At 34.3% G+C, this 18,017-nt stretch carries 15 protein-coding genes, 1 other RNA gene and 1 pseudogene; 10 read left to right on the top strand and 7 right to left on the bottom strand.

The annotated features are described in order from the left end of the window. Window positions 1-104: 104 nt before the first annotated feature. Window positions 105-905: a helix-turn-helix domain-containing protein gene (locus tag J3D55_RS19395; RefSeq protein WP_259133543.1), complete on the bottom strand. Its 801-nt coding sequence runs from the start codon at window positions 903-905 to the stop codon at window positions 105-107. A gap of 1 nt (window position 906) precedes the next feature. Continuing rightward, window positions 907-1,851 (bottom strand): helix-turn-helix domain-containing protein, encoded by a 945-nt coding sequence (locus tag J3D55_RS19390; protein ID WP_259133533.1) that lies wholly within the window; start codon window positions 1,849-1,851, stop codon window positions 907-909. A gap of 88 nt (window positions 1,852-1,939) precedes the next feature. On the opposite strand from J3D55_RS19390, the gene J3D55_RS19385 reads away from it, so the two are divergent. The 8 genes and pseudogenes from J3D55_RS19385 (at window position 1,940) to rpoN (ending at window position 10,286) form a co-directional block, all read left to right on the top strand. Further along, complete coding sequence (locus tag J3D55_RS19385; RefSeq protein WP_259133531.1) at window positions 1,940-2,644, top strand: LA_2272 family surface repeat-containing protein; 705 nt, start codon at window positions 1,940-1,942, stop codon at window positions 2,642-2,644. A gap of 618 nt (window positions 2,645-3,262) precedes the next feature. Further along, on the top strand, window positions 3,263-4,033 hold the full coding sequence (locus tag J3D55_RS19380; RefSeq protein ID WP_259133528.1) for a helix-turn-helix transcriptional regulator: 771 nt from the start codon (window positions 3,263-3,265) through the stop codon (window positions 4,031-4,033). A 184-nt stretch (window positions 4,034-4,217) separates the two neighbouring features. Then, window positions 4,218-5,597, top strand: coding sequence for a phage tail-like protein (locus tag J3D55_RS19375; RefSeq protein ID WP_259133526.1), 1,380 nt, complete (start codon window positions 4,218-4,220; stop codon window positions 5,595-5,597). A gap of 299 nt (window positions 5,598-5,896) precedes the next feature. Continuing rightward, window positions 5,897-6,496 carry a CDP-alcohol phosphatidyltransferase family protein gene (locus tag J3D55_RS19370; protein ID WP_259133525.1) on the top strand — a complete coding sequence of 200 codons (600 nt, stop codon included), beginning with the start codon at window positions 5,897-5,899 and terminating at the stop codon, window positions 6,494-6,496. Window positions 6,497-6,634: 138 nt separating this feature from the next. After that, window positions 6,635-8,084, top strand: a pseudogene (gene asnS, locus J3D55_RS19365) (asparagine--tRNA ligase). Between the two features lie 80 nt (window positions 8,085-8,164). After that, window positions 8,165-8,380 (top strand): DUF2683 family protein, encoded by a 216-nt coding sequence (locus J3D55_RS19360; RefSeq protein ID WP_259133523.1) that lies wholly within the window; start codon window positions 8,165-8,167, stop codon window positions 8,378-8,380. Then, window positions 8,368-8,661, top strand: coding sequence for a type II toxin-antitoxin system RelE/ParE family toxin (locus J3D55_RS19355; protein WP_259133521.1), 294 nt, complete (start codon window positions 8,368-8,370; stop codon window positions 8,659-8,661). Before J3D55_RS19360 ends, J3D55_RS19355 begins: the two co-directional genes overlap by 13 nt. A 161-nt stretch (window positions 8,662-8,822) precedes the next feature. Beyond that, window positions 8,823-10,286 (top strand): RNA polymerase factor sigma-54, encoded by a 1,464-nt coding sequence (rpoN, locus tag J3D55_RS19350; RefSeq protein ID WP_259133520.1) that lies wholly within the window; start codon window positions 8,823-8,825, stop codon window positions 10,284-10,286. A gap of 57 nt (window positions 10,287-10,343) precedes the next feature. Here rpoN and J3D55_RS19345 read toward each other — a convergent pair whose 3' ends face one another. The 3 genes from J3D55_RS19345 to J3D55_RS19335 are packed head-to-tail and all read right to left on the bottom strand — an operon-like array spanning window position 10,344 to window position 13,185. Then, a complete protein-coding gene (locus J3D55_RS19345; RefSeq protein ID WP_259133518.1) occupies window positions 10,344-11,966 on the bottom strand; it encodes an AMP-binding protein in 1,623 nt (540 codons plus the stop codon). A 60-nt stretch (window positions 11,967-12,026) separates the two neighbouring features. Next, window positions 12,027-12,701 (bottom strand): DUF8845 family protein, encoded by a 675-nt coding sequence (locus J3D55_RS19340; protein ID WP_259133510.1) that lies wholly within the window; start codon window positions 12,699-12,701, stop codon window positions 12,027-12,029. Beyond that, on the bottom strand, window positions 12,694-13,185 hold the full coding sequence (locus tag J3D55_RS19335) for an RNA polymerase sigma factor (RefSeq protein ID WP_259133508.1): 492 nt from the start codon (window positions 13,183-13,185) through the stop codon (window positions 12,694-12,696). The genes J3D55_RS19340 and J3D55_RS19335 overlap by 8 nt, the downstream gene beginning before the upstream one ends. 154 nt (window positions 13,186-13,339) lie before the next feature. Here J3D55_RS19335 and rnpB point away from each other — a divergent pair. Then, an RNA gene (rnpB, locus tag J3D55_RS19330) (RNase P RNA component class A) lies at window positions 13,340-13,662 on the top strand. A gap of 95 nt (window positions 13,663-13,757) precedes the next feature. Here rnpB and J3D55_RS19325 read toward each other — a convergent pair. Together J3D55_RS19325 and J3D55_RS19320 are read right to left on the bottom strand one after the other, a co-directional pair. Then, the gene (locus J3D55_RS19325) at window positions 13,758-14,627 is read right to left on the bottom strand and encodes a PPK2 family polyphosphate kinase (RefSeq protein WP_259133506.1); all 870 of its coding nucleotides are present in this window, start codon (window positions 14,625-14,627) and stop codon (window positions 13,758-13,760) included. Between the two features lie 153 nt (window positions 14,628-14,780). After that, the gene (locus J3D55_RS19320) at window positions 14,781-15,269 is read right to left on the bottom strand and encodes a DUF1573 domain-containing protein (protein ID WP_259133504.1); all 489 of its coding nucleotides are present in this window, start codon (window positions 15,267-15,269) and stop codon (window positions 14,781-14,783) included. A gap of 128 nt (window positions 15,270-15,397) precedes the next feature. Here J3D55_RS19320 and J3D55_RS19315 point away from each other — a divergent pair, with 128 nt between their 5' ends. After that, entirely contained in the window at window positions 15,398-18,013 is a 2,616-nt protein-coding gene (locus J3D55_RS19315; RefSeq protein ID WP_259133502.1) for a valine--tRNA ligase, read from the top strand. Window positions 18,014-18,017 lie beyond the last annotated feature (4 nt).

Below are 18,017 nucleotides of genomic sequence, written 5' to 3'. Positions count from 1 at the left end.
ATTATCCTTGTCAAGGTTCAAACCTTGACAAGGATAAAAGATAATTACGAATAAGAATTAAACGCAATCATCCGTGAAAATCTGTGTAATCCGTGGGAGAAAAATCATTTCAAAATCTTCCTATATTTCAAAGGAGTGATCCCCATATTTTCTTTAAAACAACGAATAAAATGACTTTGATCTGAAAAACCACATTCCAAGGCAACTTCGGATAAAGACTCATATTCATGAAGAAGTTTCAAAGATTTTTCAACCTTAAGTTTTCTTACATAATCTCCCAGATTACATGGAAAATATTTCTGAAAATCTCTGCTCAAATGCATCGGATGAATATTTAAAACCTTTGAAAGCTCAGTCAAATTCAATTTTTGTGTAAAATTTTCATGCAGAATTTCATCAACTTGTTTTACCCAAGTCGGCTTCTTTAATGAATCATCTTTTTGATTAGATAACTGACTGAAAATAGTTAATAATAATTGATTGATAGTCAATTCAAAAGAATCATCACTCAACTTAGTTTCCTTAAAGATCTGATAGGTCAATAATTTTAAATCAGGATTTTTAATATTGAAGCTTCCTTCAATCGGAGCTTTTGAAACCTGGAATTTTTCAAACCATTTTTCAGTGATTTCAATGTGAAAACCTCTCGTAAAAATATCCGGTTTTATGTTGTAATGAGCGTCTTCCCAATGATGATAGAGGAGTGTTCCAGCAGAGCAGTCGTAGATTTCTTTTTTATTTCCTTCCGTCATATTTCCCTGCAGCAGAAAGGTAAAATAAGGATTTTCGTGGTAATGCCAATCGACGAAAGGATGCGTATATTCTGTATCCGTAATGGTTAATCCATCGAAATTGAGGGTTTTGTTGGTCTGCCCGAAGAATTCACCATTACGAAGGTTTTTCATGTTATAGTTTTTGGTTTAGATTTTCAATCTGTTCATACATTTTATTGAAAAACTTCTTTCTGTCGCGGTTTCCTGAAGTATTCATCGATTTTGAATTCTTGATTTGATGGTCAAAATAATTCAGTGTTTCGTCACAGGTTTTGGCATCATTCATCAAAATATATCCAAACATATTGGTCGGTATAGCAAAAAGTGACTGTTCGGGATGATGAAAAAAGATGTCATTGGAAAGATGCATCAATTCATTTTCATACAACCGGAATTTCGGGTTGCTTTCTGTTTTTTGTTCAATATATTCTATCAATTCTTTTACTTCTTTCAAAATAATTTGGGCTTCATTTTTTTGTAAAAGTCCGGTATCATAATAAAATGAAATCTGCTGCAAGATACTGGAAACCGTCCTATCATTCCACAATTCTACCACGTTTTGTTCCTCATATTTTTTTCTTAATTCTTTGGTATTGGTTTCAAAATGGGGCGGTGAAAACTGTAGAAAAGGAATGAAGACCTGTTTCGCATTCAACAAATTCATCCAGACATAAATTTTGAAACGGGAAAGCAGTGTATCCGAAAGCGTATAAAAGAACGGAATATCTTTCGCGGAATAATAAATAGTCATTTTATCCGAAAGCGGCAGATTCTCGAAAACGCTGAGATTATTTTTGAAAAAAGACTGTAAATCCCCAGTTTCAGTTACAGCCGAAGTTTTTTGTACAACAATTTGTTGATCTGAAGTGATGAACTGATTGAGCGAAATCTGATAATATTTTGCCAATTCCAAGGCTTCCTCAAAACTGAGTTTTGCCTTTAAAGATGTTCTTCTGTGAGCCGCATCATAGCTTATCCCAAGAATATTGGCGAGTTCATCATTCAATGATCTGTCACCAATTTTTTTCCGGATTTCTTTTAATAAACGTTCCTGATGCATGGCTTTTGTGATTTTCACAAATGTACTTATTTATTTTAATTTTTTTTCACATTTATAACTTGAGTTGCGGACTGTAGTTTTGATTTATAATTTTAAAATAAATAGTATGAAAACGAAATTATTATTTACCGCACTTTTTATGAGTTCATTTATTTTCGGACAAGACAGTTTGAAAATTAAGTCTTCATTTATTAACGTAAATCCACAAAATAAAATCCTTAAAAATACAAATGGGATTAACGTGGGAGTTTTGGATGATTACCGAAAACAGAGAATTAACGGGATAAATCTACAGGCAAATCCTATAAGTTTACTTTATTTATTAATTCCGCATGCTATTGAGGTTCCTAAAGAAGGCGAGGAAACAGCGACTGTCAACGGACTTCATATTTCTACCGGAGGAATGATGGATGGAAAAAAACTGAACGGAGTAGGGATTTCTATGTATCATATTGCTCAGGAAACGAATGGTCTTTCTCTGAATGGTTTTAATAATACTTCGGGAAAACTGAATGGGTTGCACATATCATGGCTTAGTAATTCTACAGTTTCCGGAAACGGAATATTGGTAGCATTTTTTAATGATGCGGAAAAATTTAACGGAATTCAGGCAGGAGGTTTTAATGATAATAAGACAGGAAATGGACTTCAGGTGGGATTTGTTAACAAAGGAGAAAAATTTAAAGGATGCCAAATAGGCGTTATTAATAAAAATAAAAATGGAAAAGTATTTCAGATAGGATTATGGAATGTCAACCCAAAACGTAAAATGCCGATCATCAATTGGTACTTAAAAAAAGAGAAATCATGAAAAAAATGAACAGATATTTTAATTGTTACTGTTTTTATTCTATGTAAGCGACGAAACTCCCGTATTTATTAATTTGAGGCTATTTTTAGTAGAGTTGTTGTAGTAAAAATGTAATAAAAATTTTATATTATTTATTAGGATTAATAATTTGTATATGTTGTGAATATTTCAACGTATTTAAATAAATTTATAATTTTAATTAATTGATAAATAGTTATTTATTTAAATTTTTTATTTTGTATAATATTTCTTTTAAATGAGAATTATGTATTTTTATAAAATATGATCATTCGGTATTTGTATGTATTGCAAATAAGATTTTATATCAAAAACACTTATCTCTATTGATGAATTTTATCAAAAACAAATATTTCGACTATGTCTCTGAACACAATTTTTTTTCCCTCAAAAATTTTAAAAGTAGTAAAATTTATCTCTTTATGGGGAGTTGATGAAAACTCCAACGAATTTGAAAAGAACTTTACCATATTAATTAACCAACATTTGGTGTTGCTTTTCCTTATTTTCTTTTTCCACAGTATTTCTATTATCATATTTTTAAAAGTATCGGGTGACAGTATTTTTTTAGGCTGCATTTCATTTTTGTGGATATTCTCAATGTTGCTAAAAGAACATAGGAAGAATAAAAAGATTATAATTGCTGTCTTTATTTTTTTATGCCTTGTTATTACTTATTATTCTTCATTTTTTGGAGAAGAAAGTGGTGTTTTTTTATTTTATTTCCCACTAATTTTGGCTTTAGCTTTTTTTTTCCAGATTAAAACAGATAAGAAAATTATTTATTCTTTGGCGTCTTTTATAATGATCTGTTTATACATTACGTTAGCAAGCAATTTTACTTTGTTTAAACGAGATATTGGAATTGCTACCAATAGATATGAAAAAAAATTAATGATTTTAAATGTGACCTTCAGTATTTTGGCTTTTGTGATAGATTATTATTTCATAGAACGAAAAAGGTCGATAGCCTATTTTTTGCATATGGAAAATGAATATAATGCCGATAGAATCATATCTTTAAAGACTGAAAATGAAAGATTGCTCAAAAGCCAGTTTCTCGTAAATAATCTTACCGATGAGAATATTGAAGAGATTATGAAGCTTGCCCAGAAAGACGATCCTTTTTTCTTATATAAATTTCAATCTTTTTTTCCGGATTTTTTACCAAAATTAGACGAAATAAGCTCAAAGCTTATTTTATCTGATCAACATTTATGTGCAATGATGAGACTAAACCTGGATACCAAACAAATTGCAGCCTTTACAAACACTACTATTAAATCTGTAGAGAGTAAGAAATATAGATTAAGAAAAAAACTCGATATTCCCTATGATATTGAAATCACTCAGTGGATATTAAGTATTTAATTTGTGTGAGTTTATGCCCTCGCGAGTGATTGTGAGGGTGTCTTTTTTGTTATGTAGAGGATAATTAAAAATAGTTTTGTAGCGGATATTTATAGAAAAAACTATTTAAATGAAAATTATTCTTTTTTCAAATATTAACTAAAAACAATTTAAATTCGACATGATGAAAAGAAATTTATTAATAATGGCATGCGCGCTATTATCTACCATCGCTTTTGGTCAAGTAGGTATCCTTACATCCAAACCCAATTTGAAAGCAGGCCTTCATATAGCCGAAAGAAACGATCCTACAAGTAATTCTGCACCAGATAGGTACAATGGATTACTTATTCAGCGCTATACCACTGAGGAACGAGCTAATATTGATCCCGGTGCTACTGAAAATGGGTTGAGTATTTATAACATTACTACAAACTGTTTCAATGTTTGGAACTGGGATACAGAAACTTCCCAAGGAGTTTGGGCAGAGATGTGTGGAGAAAAGCCTGCAAAAATAGATTTTACCAATTGTAGCAGTATAAAAGTAGAAGGAGTGTACAACTCCGATTTGCCTGTTGAAGGAAATCAAACGGTAAGAATTGTTGTCGCTATAAATGTTACCGCTTTAGGTAGTTATAATTATTCAGGTGTTATCAACGGGATTACCTTTAGTGCGGAGGGTTCATTTGTGAGTTTTGGTGCTCAAAATGTATACATGTATCCAATATCGGGTACCCCTACTGTAGCATCTACAACGGCAACAGGATCTGTAACTATTACTCCCACAAATTCATCCGTAGCGTCAGTAGCGTCTTGTAGTGACGTGAAGCTTAAATTCATCAACAGATCTTCTTCTACAATGATTGTCTTGAATTTAGCCGGAGACCAAAATCTCTCTAATCTTATAGGTCCTTCTACTTCCGGAGGTGCTTACAGTGAAGTAGGATCTTGGCTGAATGGTGGATTTTATTTGGGAGCCTTACCTGCGAAAACGTATGCAGGAACCAGCAATGTTCAGGTTGTAGATGTACCTACAGGAGCATCGGGAAGTATTAACAGGTTTCATAATTTGCTGAAGATAGCTTCTATTGTTTGGGTATCTGCCAAAGAATGGTCTCCAGGAACTGCGAGTGCGTACGGGAGTTTATTAAGAGATTGGGTTGCGGCAAAACAAGGGATTGTAATGATAACGTGTGACAAAGAACAGGAAGCAGGAATTGCTGCAGAATTGAATTATTATGTAGAAGACGGAGATACTCAAATGAGTAGAGCTACAGGACAAAATACTTTACCAGAGGTATTTACAAGTACTTCAATACCTACCCCTTTTGCATTCACTACAGACCAAACTTTTGGTAACAGTGGTGCTAGCACAGGTTTTATCACCTCAAATTCCGGGGTAGAAATTGGTGAAATTGCTGCAGGTAATGATGCCGGAGCAACATCTATGTTTGGGGATACTACAAGAGGTGTATTTATTTTCGGAGATAAATTCGGAGATACAATAGGAGCCCACAAAACCAATTTTGAACAGTATCTGATCGATATTTTTGCTTGGTCTCTCAAAAACGCACCCGTAAAATAAAAATATTACCACATCTATGAATAAGGAAGAATATTATTATACTCTTCCTTATTTGTCATTTATATATCAAAACACACAATAATCTATTAGTAACAACTAAAAAATTTCTCGAGATGGCTTATAATAAGAATATTGAGAATCTCATCGTTCAACAATTTTTCCGGATTTCCTTTAATAAACGTTTCTGACGCATGGTTTTTGTGATTTTCACAAATGCGCATATTTATTTTAATTTTTTTTCGCATTGAATGTTGTGCTTTCCGCAGATAATTTTGAGCTAGAATTTTAAAATTTCAATCATGAAAACAATTCCTTACTTATTAATTGCCATAAGATTTATTCTCGCTCCAATTATTATGTTTTTAGCCTATTTCAAAGGAGAAGAATCCCGATTTTTAATTTTAACATTAATGTATTTCGGATTATTGACGGATGTTTTCGATGGAATTATTGCCCGAAAAGTCGGTGTTTCCTCAGAAAAATTAAGACGATTAGACAGTCAGACCGATTTAATTTTCTGGCTTTCATTAGGTTTTGGAGCTTATTTTCTAAATCCAGAGTTGATTAAAAATGAATGGGAAGGAATTCTTTTAATCTTCGGAATGGAAGCACTTTGCTACGTTATCAGTATTTGGAAATTCGGCAAGGAAACCTGTACTCACGCTTTTTTATCAAAAATGTGGGGCTTAAGTTTGCTCATTGCTTTTACTTATTTAATCGGATTTCAACAGGCTGGTTGGGCGTTTTATCTTACAGTCGGATTGGGATTTGTATCTCATATCGATGTTATTTTGATTATTTTATTACTTCCAAAATGGCAATACGATGTTCCGAGTTCATATCATGCCTGGAAAATCAGGAGCGGAAAACAACGGAAAAAGTCAATATTCTTTAATTAATATCATATTTAAAGCATCGTTTTTTATTAAATAATTGATAAATGATTTTGTAAAAAGGCAGCGTAACTATCAAATTGCGCTGTTTTTTTGTAACTTTGCATTCATTAATTTTTATACGAAAAATTTTATCATCGACAAATGAAAAAGCAGACCATTAAGGAAATCCTACAGGATTACAAGAAAGTATTACATCATGACATTACGGTTTACGGTTGGGTAAGAACGTTCCGTGCGAATCGCTTCATTGCGCTTAATGATGGTTCTACAATTAATAATTTGCAAATCGTTGTTGATTTCGAAAATTTCGACGAAGAAATCATTAATAAAATAAGTACAGCTTCTTCTTTGAAAGTGATTGGAGAGGTTGTAGAAAGTCAGGGAGCCGGACAAGCGGTGGAAATTGTAGCTAAAAAGATCATCATTTTAGGAGATAACTTTACAGAAGACAGAGACAAAACGATTCTTCAGCCTAAAAAACACTCATTAGAAACTTTGAGAGATCAGGCGCATTTAAGATTCAGAACCAATTTATTCGGAGCGGTTTTCAGAGTGCGTCACGCGGTAAGTTTTGCGGTGCATTCTTTCTTTAACCAAAACCAGTTTTTCTACATCAACACGCCGATTGTAACAGGAGCGGATGCAGAAGGAGCGGGAGAAATGTTTGGCGTTACCAACTTCGATTTAAACAATATTCCAAGAACTGAAGAAGGTGAAATTGATTTCGCACAGGATTTCTTTGGTAAAAAGACCAACTTAACGGTTTCAGGACAGCTTGAAGGAGAAACTGCAGCAATGGGATTGGGAAGAATTTATACTTTCGGACCTACTTTCCGTGCAGAAAACTCAAACACGACAAGACACCTTGCAGAATTCTGGATGATCGAGCCGGAAGTTGCTTTCAATAATCTTGAAGACAACATCGATTTGGCAGAAGATTTCTTGAAATATGTAATTCAATATGTGTTGGATAACTGTAAAGACGATCTTGATTTCTTAGACAAACGTTTTGCAGAAGAACAAAAATCAAAACCGGAAAAAGAAAGAGCAAAAGAAGGCTTGATCGAAAAGCTTGAAAATGTTATTGCTAAACGTTTTAAAAGAGTTTCTTATACGGAAGCTATTGAGATCTTAATGAACTCAAAAGAAAATAAAAAAGGGAAATTCCAGTATCCCGTTGAAAGTTGGGGGACCGATCTTCAGTCGGAGCACGAAAGATTTTTGGTTGAAAAACATTTTGAAAGTCCGGTAGTGTTGTTTGATTATCCGAAAGAGATCAAAGCATTCTACATGAAACTGAATGACGACAACAAAACTGTTGCAGCAATGGACGTGCTTTTCCCAGGAATCGGTGAGATTATCGGAGGTTTCTGAGAGAGAAGCGAGATTGGATGTTTTAAAACAGAAAATGGCAGATATGCACGTTGACGAACATGAGCTTTGGTGGTATTTAGACACTAGAAAATTCGGTTCTGTTCCGCATGCAGGATTTGGATTAGGACTGGAAAGACTGGTTCTTTTCGTAACAGGAATGACGAACATCAGAGACGTAATTCCTTTCCCTAGAACACCGAAAAACGCAGAGTTTTAAAAAATTCAGTTATAAATTATACAAAATCCTTCTCATAATATGGGAAGGATTTTTTTATTAACTTTACTAAAATTATGGAAATGAGCACAATTACAATACATACAGAAAATGAAAATCAGATTAATTTATTGAAGGCGCTCCTGGATGAATTAAAAATTAATTTTGAAATCAATAAAGAAGAAAACCTTACAGAATGGCAGAAAGATGAAATCTTGAAAGGTATTGAGCAGGCGGATCGAGGAGATTTTGTTACAAATGAGGAAGCTAAAGAAATTTTGAATCAATGTTTCAAATAAAGTGGACTCGAAAAGCCTTATTATCTTTTGCTGATATCTTAAGGTATTGGAATGTTCATAATTCCTCTGAAACATATTCACGAAAATTAATATCTGAAGTTGAGAAAAAAGAAAAACTGATTTCTCAAAACCCTTATATTGGTTCTCCATCGGAAATAAAAGGCGTAAAGTATGTCTTAATTGATAAGAATTTTTCACTTTATTATAGAATACATGAAGAGGTTGTTGAGGTTCTTGCGTTTTGGGACAACAGAAGAAATCCCGAAAATATACGCCTCTAAAAAGCATAAAAAAGCCTTAAAGTAAGATTTAAGGCTTTTTGTTTATTTTAATAATTTATTATTGTTGATAAGTATGCTACAAAAATCGTGCTAAAATGTTTTTTTGTCGAAATAATTTATTAAATTCGTAGAATATGTTATGTTAAACACCAATTAATAATATGCTTAAACAACACTTACAACTCAAATTAGGACAGAAGTTGGCTCCTCAGCAAATTCAGTTGATGAAGTTGATCCAGCTTCACACGTTGGAATTTGAAGAGGAATTGGAGAGGGAGTTAGAAGAGAATCCGGCATTGGAAATCGCAAAAGAAGAATCTCAGGAAGATGATTATGCGTCGCTGGAGGAGTCTTACGAAAGTGAAGGCACGGAAAGCATTGAAACCGATTTTGATGTTGACCAATATCTTTATGACGACGAACCTACCTATAAAACTGCATCCAGTAACTACTCTTCAGACGATGAAGAATTCGATAACGAGAGCCTTTTAACGGAAGGTCAGTCTCTGTATGATTATCTTTTGGAGCAGATTCACCTTGCCAATATCAATAAAGAAGATATTAAAGTGGCAGAATATCTGATCGGAAATCTTGATACCGATGGATATTTAAGAAGAGAAATCAAATCTATTGTTGATGATCTTGCATTCTCGCAAGGAATTTATACAACGAAAGAAAATATTGAATATATTCTTGAAAATTATGTTCAGAAGCTTGATCCGCCCGGAGTAGGAGCAAGAGGTCTGCAGGAATGCCTTCTGTTGCAGATCGAAAAGAAAGTAAGCGCTGATAAAGCAGTTTCTTTGGCTGCAAATATTTTGAGACATCAGTTTGATGCTTTGACGAATAAGCACTATAATAAGATTATCCAGAAGTACGATATTGAAGAAGAAGATCTGAAAGAAGCGTTGGATGAAATTTCAAAATTATCTCCAAAAGTAGGGGGGAATTTTGATACTCAAACCATTACAATTAATCAGGAAATTATCCCGGATTTTGTGATTCAGGTGAAAGACGGAATGGTAATCCCGATGCTGAACAGCAAAAATGCACCGACGTTGAGAGTTTCTGAAGAATACAAAGACATTTTAACAACCTATTCTCACGATAAAAACTCTTCTGAACACAAACAGGCAGCTTTGTTTATTAAACAGAAATTAGATGCTGCAAAATGGTATATTGACGCGATTAATCAACGTCAGAATACATTGCTGCAGACGATTACGGCGATTGTAAAATTCCAGAAGAATTATTTCATTACGGGTGATGAAAAATCGTTAAAACCAATGATTCTGAAAGATATTGCAGATATTACAGGCTTTGATATTTCTACGATTTCAAGGGTGGTAAAAAGTAAATATGCAGATACATCAAACGGAATTCTTTATCTGAAAGATTTATTTTCTGACAGTTTGACGAATGACGACGGCGAAGAGGTTTCTACAAAAGAAATTAAAAATCATCTTCAGGAAGTCATCAGCAAAGAAAATAAGAGAAAACCATTAACTGACGACGCTCTTGTTGTGATCTTGAAAGAACAAGGATATAATATTGCCAGAAGAACGATTGCAAAATACCGTGAACAGCTCAATATTCCTGTTGCAAGACTAAGAAAAGAACTTTAAAATAATAGAAAAGCATTTCAAATCTGAAATGCTTTTTTTATGTTGTTATATTAAAATTTAATGACTCATTTTTTCCAAACCAAGCTCCTTCATAGAAACTTCTCTCATTTCCACTTTTCGTATTTTTCCGGAAATCGTCATTGGGAATTCATCCACAAACTTCCAGTATTTCGGGACTTTATAATGGGCGATTCTGCCTTTACAATACTCTAAAAGCTCTTCTTCATTTACATGAAAACCTTTTCTCACTTTCACCCACGCCATTACTTCTTCCCCAAATTTTTCACTCGGAACTCCAATAATCTGAACATCTAAAATATTCGGATAGGTATATAAAAAGTCTTCAATTTCTTTCGGAGAGATATTTTCGCCGCCACGAATGATCAGATCTTTTATCCTTCCGGAAATGGTAATATAACCTTCATCATCCATTATGGCAAGATCTCCGGTGTGCATCCATCGTCCTTCGTCGAGTACTTTTTTTGTGTTTTCAGGATCGTTCCAGTATTTCAGCATGACCGAATATCCTCTTGTGCATAATTCACCGTGTTCACCACGTTCCAGAATTTTTCCGTTTTCGTCGATGATTTTTATTTCTAAATGATTCTGAACAGTTCCAACGGTGTTTACCTGCTTTTCAAATGGCGTTCCTATCAAAGTCTGAGTAGAAACGGGCGAAGTTTCCGTCATTCCATAGCAGATGCTCATTTCTTTAATATTCATGAGGTTTTCCACCTTTTTCATAATTTCCGGCGGACAAACAGAACCCGCCATAACGCCTGTTCTTAAGCTTGAAAAATCAAAAGTATCAAAATTTTTAGCTGCCAATTCAGCAATAAACATCGTAGGAACTCCGTATAAAGAGGTACATTTTTCATCAGAAACGACTTGAAGTGTAATTTCAGGATCAAAACTGTCATTCGGAATTACCATACACGCTCCGTGAGTTGTACAGCAAATATTTCCGATCACCATTCCAAAACAATGATAAAACGGAACAGGAATACAAACCCTGTCTTTTTCGGTATATTTTAATCTTACTCCGATAAAATATCCGTTATTTAAAATATTATGATGGGAAAGCGTCACACCTTTCGGAAAGCCTGTTGTTCCCGATGTATACTGAATATTTACAGGATCATCAAACTGAACATGCTCTTCGAAAATAGCTAAGGTATCATCGGAAATTTCCTGACCGTTATTCACAAAATCCTCCCAATTGTCATCAAAGAAAATTTCTGATTTTAATGTGGTACAGAATTCTCTTGCATCGGCGATCATCTTTTTATAATCACTTGATTTAAAATTAAGTGCAGAAAAAATATGTGACATTTCCGACTGATTGATCACAAAAATAAGTTCACTGGTTCTGTACGCAGGATTTATATTGACTAAAATGACTCCGATTCTGGCAGTTGCATATTGCAAGAGAACCCATTCATAGCGGTTTGTAGACCATACACCGATACGATCTCCGGTTTTTACACCTAAGAAAATTAAAGCTTTAGCAACAGCAGTGGTCTGATTGTAAAATTCCTGATAAGTGGCCCGATAATTTTGATGTACGCAGATTAATGCTTCCTGATTGTGAAATTTTTCAACGGTTTGTTTTAGGTTGTTTCCGATAGTTTGTCCCAATAATGGAATGTCTGAAGCACCATGAACATATGATAAATGCATAGAGTGAAAGATTTGGTTAACTAAAATTAACAAATTTATCTTAAACTCATACTTTTTAGGTTAAATTTCCTGAGAATCTATTTCTTTTAACTGAGTTAGATTTCTGTCGAGTTTTCTCATGATAATTCCGTAAACTAATCTATAATAAATCCAGATTAATAAAACTGAAAGCCCTGTTGTTAAGATAATTCCCACAACGAAAATAATAAGAGCAGATTTTTCAGGTTCTACATTCTGAGAATTTAAAGCATAAAATACAAAAATCGTAAAAATAGAGGTGAATGCCACAAGCAAAAGAATGCTGATGAGGATAAAAGCATTAACCGTTTTTTTGAATTTCATAATTCTCGTAATGAGACCTTTAAGGTTTTCTTCAATTTTTATCTTGCGATAGTTTTGATAAAATTTATAAACGAAATAAGCGGTAACAACGAGACTTAATATTTTTAGTACTAAATAAATAGAATCAAAATTACTTTCAATTTCAGGAGTCTTTTTGGCACCTAATTTTTCTAAAAAGCTTAAAAAACCATTCGTTTCCTCCCCTTGAAAGAAATAAAATATACCCATAACAGAGAACAGGAAAAACTCAAAAACACTGATCCAGAAAATATACTTCACATAATTGCGCGACTTACGGTTCAGCATCTGAAGGATTTCAGAGTTGTCGTATTTCTCCTGAACAGGCTGTTCCTGCCATGTTTTCTTAAAGCTGTCTAAATCAAATTCAGGCATATTTTTCCATCTGTTCTTTAAGGGTTTTCTTTAATCTGTTCATTTTCACACGCGCATTTACTTCGGTAATCCCGAGGTTTTCTGCAATATCCTTGTAAGGCAAATCATCCAGATACATCATTACAATCGCTCTTTCCACATTGGGGAGCGTCTTTATTACAGTATACAAAAGTGATACCTGTTGTTGCTTTTCGTCATCATCTTCGATAAAATCTGCATGATTTACATCTAGTTCGTTGGTTTGTAGGCTCTTGCTTTTTTTCCTGAAAAGGGTAATGGCTGTATTTAAGGCAACACGGTACATCCAGGTAGAAATTTTAGAATTTCCTTTAAATGAATCGTAACTTCTCCATAATTGTAAAACAATCTCCTGAAAAAGATCTTCTTCATCCTCCAAAGAATTGGTGTAAAGACGCGAAACTTTAATAATCAATCCCTGATTATCCTTTATAAGCTGCGCAAATTCTTTTTCCTTTGAAGCCAATGTAAATGTGTAGTTTAGTTGCACGAAGATAACGACAAAATCTCAATCTAACAATAATAATTTGACAATGTAGGAATTCGTAAAACCACACAATTTTTCACCGCTACATTGGTACATTGCTGAATTGTTACATTAAATTGTATCTTTGCATCCACGAGAAAATCGGCTTGTTGATTCTTATTTCGGTAAGGGTAGGAAAGTCCGGACACCATAGAGCATCAAAGCGGATAACATCCGTCACCCGCGAGGGTAGGACAAGTGCAACAGAAAGTATGTACAGTTCGGCTGTAGTGAAACCAGGTAAACTCTTTGTGGTGCAATGATAAGTATATCGGTTCTTTTCAGCAATGGAAATAGGAGTTGCTCGCTCTGAAAGCCGAGGGGTAATCAGCTCAAGTTTTGCAGCAATGCACGACGTAGATAAATAACAGGCACTTTTTTAAAGTACAAAATCCGGCTTATAGATTTTCTCGTGGTTTTTCAAAAAAGCTGGAAGTTAGAAGCTGGAAGAAGGAAGTTTTTAATGCTATCTTTTTAACCTCCATCTTCAAGCTCCCATCTTCCATCCCGTATTACTCGCTTTCCAATTGCTTTTTAGCTTCCTGCAATCCTGCTTTTTCTTCTTTCGAAAGTGTAGGATATTTCAGATTCATTTTTTCTAAAGTATCAATAATGATCTGTATTGCCGCCACTCTTGCAAACCATTTATTATCAGCCGGAAGAACGTACCAAGGTGCATCATCTTTCGCGGTTTCGTTGATTGCCGTTTCGTAGCATTCCATATACTTATCAAATAAAGCTCTTTCCGGAAGATCGGCGGTGGAGAATTTCCAGTTTTTCTCGGCTTGGTTGATGCGGTCTAGAAGTCTTTTCTTTTGTTCACCTTTAGAAACGTTTAGAAAAATTTTTACGATCGTTGTTCCGTTTTGAGCAAGATGTTTTTCAAAATTTCGGATGCTTTCGTAGCGGTTTTCCCAGAATGTAGTATCAAAATCCTTTACAGATTTCCATGTTTTTTCACTTAAATTATATTCAGGATGCACTTTACAAACCAGCACATTTTCATAATGAGAACGGTTGAAAATCCCGATCATTCCCTTTTGAGGTAACGCCAGATAATGTCTCCACAAAAAATCGTGAGTATATTCCTTTGCGCTTGGTGTTTTAAAACTCGTCACGTTACAACCTTGAGGATTTACACCTCCGAAAACATGCTCAATTAAACTGTCTTTTCCCGCTGCATCCATCGCCTGAAGCACTACCAGAATAGATTTGCTTCCGTCTGAATACAATCTTTCTTGCAAATCACGAAGTTTTTCCTTTTCCTGAATCAATAATTGTGTGCCTTCTTCTTTCGTAAGTTTTCCTTTGTATTCTGTTGAAGTTTTTTTTATTGAAAATTTTCCTTTAACTAAAAAGTCATCTGAGAAATTGGTGTCCATATATTTTAAATAATTAAAAGATTAAAGATTAAAAAAAATAGCGTTTAGCAATAATCCATCAACCAAAAACCATCATCCATCAACTAAACTTACATAAATGTAATAAAAAAACCGCCTCGATGGAGACGGTTTCTTTATTTTTTAAGTAGAGATTTACTTTTTTGCAGCAATTTTAGCAGCTTTTTTTGCTTCTTTAGCAGCAGCCTTTGCAGCAGCTTTGTCAGCTTTAGCTTTAGCTTTTAACTCTTCAGGAGTTAATGGTTTTGGATCCGGAGCGTTTGGATCTACGTTTCCTTTGATGTAAATTACGCTTCTGCTGTTTGCAGGGTCGTTAGAAAATACCTCGATCATTTTGTTGAATCCACCGTTAATAGCAGTGTTGTATCCCACTTTGATCTGAGCAGATTTTCCTGGCATAATAGGATCTGTCTTAAATTCAGGAGTTGTACATCCACAAGATGCTTTTACGTTTGAAAGAATTAGAGGCTTATCACCTGTATTCGTAACCGTAAAGAATCTGATACCGTCTGAACTTGGTTTCACAGTACCATAGTCGAAAGTAGTCTTATCAAATGTAATCGTTTGTGCAGATGCCAATGCAAATGTACCAAATAACGCAATTCCTGCGATTAATTTTTTCATATTCTTGAATGTTAATATGTTTGTTAGATAAATTTTGAGAAACAAAGTTAAAAATTATTTTAATTCATACTTAAAATTTTTTTTCTTTAGACTATTTTTGCAAATTGTAAATTAAAGAAACAGAATTTATGCAGATTTCAGAAAAGTACAATCCACAGGAAACAGAACAAAAGTGGTACAATTACTGGTTGGAAAACAAATACTTCCATTCAGAGCCTAATGAAAAGCCGCCTTATACGATTGTAATTCCTCCGCCAAACGTTACGGGGATCTTACACATGGGGCATATGCTGAACAATACCATCCAAGATGTTCTGGTCCGTCGTGCAAGAATGCAGGGCTTCAATGCTTGTTGGGTTCCGGGAACAGATCACGCTTCTATTGCTACGGAAGCGAAGGTTGTTGCTAAACTGAAGTCTGAAGGAATCAATAAATCTGATATTACAAGAGAAGAATTCTTAAAACATGCTTGGGAATGGACCGACAAATATGGAGGAACGATCTTGGAGCAGTTGAAAAAATTAGGTTGTTCATGTGACTGGGACAGAACCCGTTTCACAATGGAAGAATCTCTTTCTCAGCAGGTTATCAAAAGTTTTGTTGATCTTTACAATAAAGGCTTGATCTACAGAGGGTACAGAATGGTAAACTGGGATCCGGAAGCGAAAACCAATATTTCTGACGAAGAAGTAATTTTTAAAGAACAAAATGGAAAATTATATTTCCTAAAATATAAAATCGAAGGGACAGAAGAATTTCTTTCGGTGGCTACAACGCGTCCTGAAACGATTTTCGGCGATACTGCGGTTTGTATCAATCCTAATGATGAGAGATATGCTCATTTGAAAGGTAAAAAAGTAATTGTACCGATCGTAAACAGAGTCGTTCCGATCATTGAAGACGAATATGTGGATATCGAATTCGGAACAGGTGCTTTGAAAATTACTCCTGCTCACGACGTTAATGACTACGAAATCGGACAAAAACACAATCTTCAAATGATTGATTCTTTGGATGATGACGGAAATTTAAATGATTACGGTCAACATTACGCGGGAAAAAACAGATTTGATGTAAGAAAACAGATCGCGAAAGAATTAGAAGAAAAAGATCTTTTGTTAAAGGCAGAAGATTATGTAAATAAAGTAGGAACTTCAGAAAGAACAGGTGCGGTTATCGAGCCTAAAGTTTCTGTTCAGTGGTTCTTAAAAATGTCTGATATTGCAAAACCCGCTTTGGATGTTGTAATGGATGATGAGGTTAAATTTTATCCTGAAAAGTTTAAAAATACCTACAAACACTGGATGGAAAACATCCGCGACTGGAATATTTCCCGTCAATTATGGTGGGGACAGCAAATTCCTGCGTTCTATTACGGTGACGGAGAAAATGATTTCGTAGTTGCAGAAAACATCGAAGAAGCATTAGAACTTGCGAAGCAAAAAACCAACAACCAACAACTAACAACCAGCAACTTAAGACAAGACGAAGACGCTCTTGATACATGGTTCTCATCATGGTTGTGGCCAATGTCGGTATTCGACGGATTGAATGATCCTGAAAATAAAGATATTAATTATTACTATCCAACTTCAGATTTGGTAACAGGTCCGGATATTATTTTCTTCTGGGTTGCCAGAATGATCATGGCAGGATTGGAATACAGAAAAGAGGTTCCGTTCAAGAATGTTTATTTTACAGGGATTGTAAGAGATAAGCAGAGAAGAAAGATGTCAAAATCTTTAGGAAATTCACCGGATCCGTTGGAATTGATAGATAAATATGGTGCAGATGGAGTTCGTGTTGGTATTTTATTAAGCTCTGCGGCTGGAAATGACCTTCTTTTTGATGAGGATTTAATGCTTCAGGGAAGAAATTTTATGTCAAAGATCTGGAGTGCATTCCGATTAATCAATATGTGGAATCACGAAGATAAACCTGCGAATTCAACAGAAAATCAAGCAATTGAATGGTTTGAAAATAAATTAAACAAAACAATTGTTGAAATTGATGATCAGTTTGAAAAATTCAGAATTTCTGATGCTTTACATTTGATTTATAAATTAATTTGGGATGATTTCTGTGGTTCTTATCTTGAAGCCATTAAACCAAATTATGGTGAAGGTATTTCCAAAGAAGTTTACAATAAAACGGTTGCGCTTTTTGAAGAATTAATGAAGTTGGTTCATCCGTTTTTGCCATTCCAGTCAGAAGAAATTTGGCATTTGATCTCTGAAAGAAGTATTGACGAAGCTTTGGTAATTGCTCAACAAAAAAAAGCTGGAGAGTTTAACGAAGATATCATTAAGAAATTTGAAACTGCTCAGGAAATAATTTCTGGAGTAAGAAATTACCGCCAAACAAAAGGGATTTCACCAAAAGAAGCAGCCGAAATTTTCACCAATGCTTCAGAATTTGCAAACGAATCGGTAATTAAGAAATTAGCAAACGTTTCTGAAATTCATTTTGGTACAAAAACTGATAAACCTAGTTTTACATTCTTGGTTGGATCTACGGAAGTTTCAATTCCTTTGAGTGAAAACTTGGATTTAGGCGAAGAGAAAACTAAAACAGAAGAAGAATTGAAATATTTAAAAGGATTCTTAATTTCTGTTGATAAAAAACTTTCTAATGAAAAATTCGTTGCCAATGCAAAAGCTGAAGTGGTGGAAAGTGAGCGTAAGAAACAAAAAGATGCGCAGGATAAAATTGCAATTTTAGAAGAAAAACTGAAAACTTTATAAATAA

Origin of the sequence: Chryseobacterium ginsenosidimutans (genome assembly GCF_024807225.1) — a bacterium.
Classification (GTDB): domain Bacteria; phylum Bacteroidota; class Bacteroidia; order Flavobacteriales; family Weeksellaceae; genus Chryseobacterium; species Chryseobacterium ginsenosidimutans.
The sequence above is the reverse complement of the archived record's forward strand: the minus strand, read 5'-3'. Positions and strand labels throughout refer to the sequence as shown.

Bases quoted from the DNA above. Each gene is read 5' to 3' on its own strand.
- J3D55_RS19395 (WP_259133543.1), bottom strand. From the start codon at position 905: ATGAAAAACCTTCGTAATGGTGAATTCTTCGGGCAGACCAACAAAACC.
- J3D55_RS19385 (WP_259133531.1), top strand. From the start codon at position 1,940: ATGAAAACGAAATTATTATTTACCGCACTTTTTATGAGTTCATTTATT.
- J3D55_RS19380 (WP_259133528.1), top strand. From the start codon at position 3,263: ATGTTGCTAAAAGAACATAGGAAGAATAAAAAGATTATAATTGCTGTC.
- J3D55_RS19375 (WP_259133526.1), top strand. From the start codon at position 4,218: ATGGCATGCGCGCTATTATCTACCATCGCTTTTGGTCAAGTAGGTATC.
- J3D55_RS19370 (WP_259133525.1), top strand. From the start codon at position 5,897: ATGAAAACAATTCCTTACTTATTAATTGCCATAAGATTTATTCTCGCT.
- J3D55_RS19360 (WP_259133523.1), top strand. From the start codon at position 8,165: ATGAGCACAATTACAATACATACAGAAAATGAAAATCAGATTAATTTA.
- J3D55_RS19355 (WP_259133521.1), top strand. From the start codon at position 8,368: ATGTTTCAAATAAAGTGGACTCGAAAAGCCTTATTATCTTTTGCTGAT.
- rpoN (WP_259133520.1), top strand. From the start codon at position 8,823: ATGCTTAAACAACACTTACAACTCAAATTAGGACAGAAGTTGGCTCCT.
- J3D55_RS19345 (WP_259133518.1), bottom strand. From the start codon at position 11,966: ATGCATTTATCATATGTTCATGGTGCTTCAGACATTCCATTATTGGGA.
- J3D55_RS19340 (WP_259133510.1), bottom strand. From the start codon at position 12,701: ATGCCTGAATTTGATTTAGACAGCTTTAAGAAAACATGGCAGGAACAG.
- J3D55_RS19325 (WP_259133506.1), bottom strand. From the start codon at position 14,627: ATGGACACCAATTTCTCAGATGACTTTTTAGTTAAAGGAAAATTTTCA.
- J3D55_RS19320 (WP_259133504.1), bottom strand. From the start codon at position 15,269: ATGAAAAAATTAATCGCAGGAATTGCGTTATTTGGTACATTTGCATTG.
- J3D55_RS19315 (WP_259133502.1), top strand. From the start codon at position 15,398: ATGCAGATTTCAGAAAAGTACAATCCACAGGAAACAGAACAAAAGTGG.